Annotated in this window: 3 protein-coding genes; all 3 read right to left on the bottom strand. The window is 71.6% G+C overall.

Annotation, left to right across the window (positions count from 1 at the left end):
- Nucleotides 1-260: 260 nt before the first annotated feature.
- On the bottom strand, nucleotides 261-791 hold the full coding sequence (locus D7V97_RS42590) for a MarR family transcriptional regulator (RefSeq protein ID WP_120616224.1): 531 nt from the start codon (nucleotides 789-791) through the stop codon (nucleotides 261-263).
- Between the two features lie 140 nt (nucleotides 792-931).
- Complete coding sequence (locus tag D7V97_RS42585; protein ID WP_120616223.1) at nucleotides 932-1564, bottom strand: EcsC family protein; 633 nt, start codon at nucleotides 1562-1564, stop codon at nucleotides 932-934.
- Nucleotides 1565-1607: 43 nt separating this feature from the next.
- The gene (locus tag D7V97_RS42580) at nucleotides 1608-2051 is read right to left on the bottom strand and encodes a hypothetical protein (protein ID WP_120616222.1); all 444 of its coding nucleotides are present in this window, start codon (nucleotides 2049-2051) and stop codon (nucleotides 1608-1610) included.
- Nucleotides 2052-2131 lie beyond the last annotated feature (80 nt).

The following is a 2131-nucleotide window of genomic DNA, read 5'->3' as shown; positions in this document are numbered from 1 at the left end:
GGGTGAGGAGGGCGGGGGTGGAGAGTGACTGCTTCATGACGGGCTCCTTGGGGTTGGGCTGCGGCCCGCATAGATGCCATCGTCATGTACATGCAATCAAGTTGCATTTAACGGTCGTGTGTCCGCGGCCGGACCCGGGGGACCTGTTCGAGCGCGAGCCGCAAGCTGGAGGCGCAGGCGGAGGGCTCCGCGCCCTGGGAAGGGGAGGGCGCGGAGGCCTGCCGTCGCTCATGCGTCATCGAGGTGAAGCTGTCGCTCCGTTACGCAGCGGAGGCGGCTAGATCCTCGGGGGCGGCGGCGGCGGCGTTCTCGTCCTCTTCCTCGGCGGCGCGCGCCTGGGTGCCCAGCGCTCCGACCCACAGCTCCAGGATGTCCACCAGCGCGCTGCGCGTCTCGCCCTGGATGGGGGCCAGCAGCCGCGCCATGCGCTCCTGCACCTGGGCGTCCGTCTGCTCCGCCACGGCGCGGCCCTCGTCGGTGAGGCGCACGCGCACGCGGCGGCGATCATGCCGCACGGAGCGCTCGCGGCGCACGAGGCCGCCCTGCTCCAGACGGTCCACGAGCCGGCTCAAGCGGGGCATGGCGAGTCCTCCCAGCCGCAGGGCCAGCTCGCCCACCGGCAGCAGGCACTCCGCGTGCAGCCACCAGAGGGCCTGCAGCTCCAGCGGTTCCCAGTGGGGATGCGACAGGGACGCCAGGGGGCTCGACAGGGAGCCGGCGCGGGCCGCGTCGACCAGGAGGTTCCGCAACCGCGCCACCTGCACTCGCACATCCACCGAGAGCACCGTCATGCCACCCCTCCGTCCCCTGGGTGCGCCAGCCTCCGGCTCCGGCCAGCGCCGCCACGGGTCCCGCGGGTCAGGCCCGCATGGGCTTCAACGAGGATACGCGGCGGGCATATCGGTCGAGTCGGATGGGGCCTTGGGTGGCCTCAGTCCCCGCTCGCCCTGCGCTTCGCGGACTTCGCCTTGGCGTGGGCCTTGTCGAAGCCTTCGTAGAAGCGCACGGCCTGCTCACCCACCATCTGGATGTGCTGGTTGTTGAAGTACGCGGTGATGGGCGCGGCGACGAGCGGCATCGCGCGGCCCAGCGTGGACATGCCGCCCTTCGCCAGCAGCATCGCGGCCAGCTTCCCCAGCACCTTCGGCCCGGAGCGGTGCAGCGGCCCCAGCCCGTTGGCGTAGCCGAACAGGTCCAGCAGCTCCCCGCGCGCGCGGTCCGTCTTGAGGTTCGCCTTGTAGAGCGTGGCCACGTCCGTCAGCAGGATGATCTGCAGGTAGGCCATGAACACCAGGTCCGCCGGCAGGGAGATGAGCCCGAACACGCCGCTCACGCCGCCCACCATGCCCGCGAGGCTCTTCTTCTCGTCCACCAGCCGCTGCGCCAGCTCCTTGGTCGTCGCGGACGGATAGCGCTTCTCCAGCGCCGCCACGCGCACCTTGGCCCGCCCCACCTCCTGCTGGATGAGGTCCGACAGGCGCAGGGTCCCCAGCTTCTTCAGCTCCGCGGGGGTCAGCTTCTTGATGAAGCCCAGTCGCTCCGTCACGCCGTCGTAGAAGGCCATGTCCTTCTCCTTGGGGCCGCGCTCGCGGCCGGGTGTCGCTTGTCTAGTAACCCCGCTCGGCCAGGTACAGGTCCACCAGCGCGCCCTCTTCGTACCAGGCGTGTCGCATCTCCGACTTGAACCACCGCGAGTCCGGACGCGCCTGACGCACCTCCAGCTTCACCCGGTTGGTCCCCGTGTCGATGACCGCCGCGCGCGCCTTGCACGCCGCGCCCGGCTCCTCGCCGTAGCCCCCCTCCAGGCAGACCTCGTCGCCCACCGCGAGGCGCCGCGTGTACTCGCTGCCCAGGTAGAGCGCGTCATCGCAGGGGCCCCGCACGGAGGACTTGCCCAGCGCGGCGCAGCGGTCCTTCGGGGGCGCCCGGATGACCGGCACGTTGGAGGTCAGCGCGTCCTCGTCGTTGGGGTCGCGCTGGTAGGGGCCCACGGATTTGCACCCCACCGCCGCCCACGCCAGGGCCGTCAGGCCCACCCACGTCCACCTCATCGCGCCACCGCCTCCGGGACGCGGGGCTGCCCGCGCCCCCGCTCCTGCAGGGAAGGGCGGGGAGCATGGCAGACAGGGGG

This window comes from Corallococcus sp. CA053C (genome assembly GCF_003611675.1).
Classification (GTDB): Bacteria; Myxococcota; Myxococcia; order Myxococcales; family Myxococcaceae; genus Corallococcus.
The sequence above is the reverse complement of the archived record's forward strand: the minus strand, read 5'-3'. Positions and strand labels throughout refer to the sequence as shown.

Excerpts from the sequence above, each read along its gene's own strand:
- D7V97_RS42590 (WP_120616224.1), bottom strand. The coding sequence starts at position 791 with ATGACGGTGCTCTCGGTGGATGTGCGAGTGCAGGTGGCGCGGTTGCGG.
- D7V97_RS42585 (WP_120616223.1), bottom strand. The coding sequence starts at position 1,564 with ATGGCCTTCTACGACGGCGTGACGGAGCGACTGGGCTTCATCAAGAAG.
- D7V97_RS42580 (WP_120616222.1), bottom strand. The coding sequence starts at position 2,051 with ATGAGGTGGACGTGGGTGGGCCTGACGGCCCTGGCGTGGGCGGCGGTG.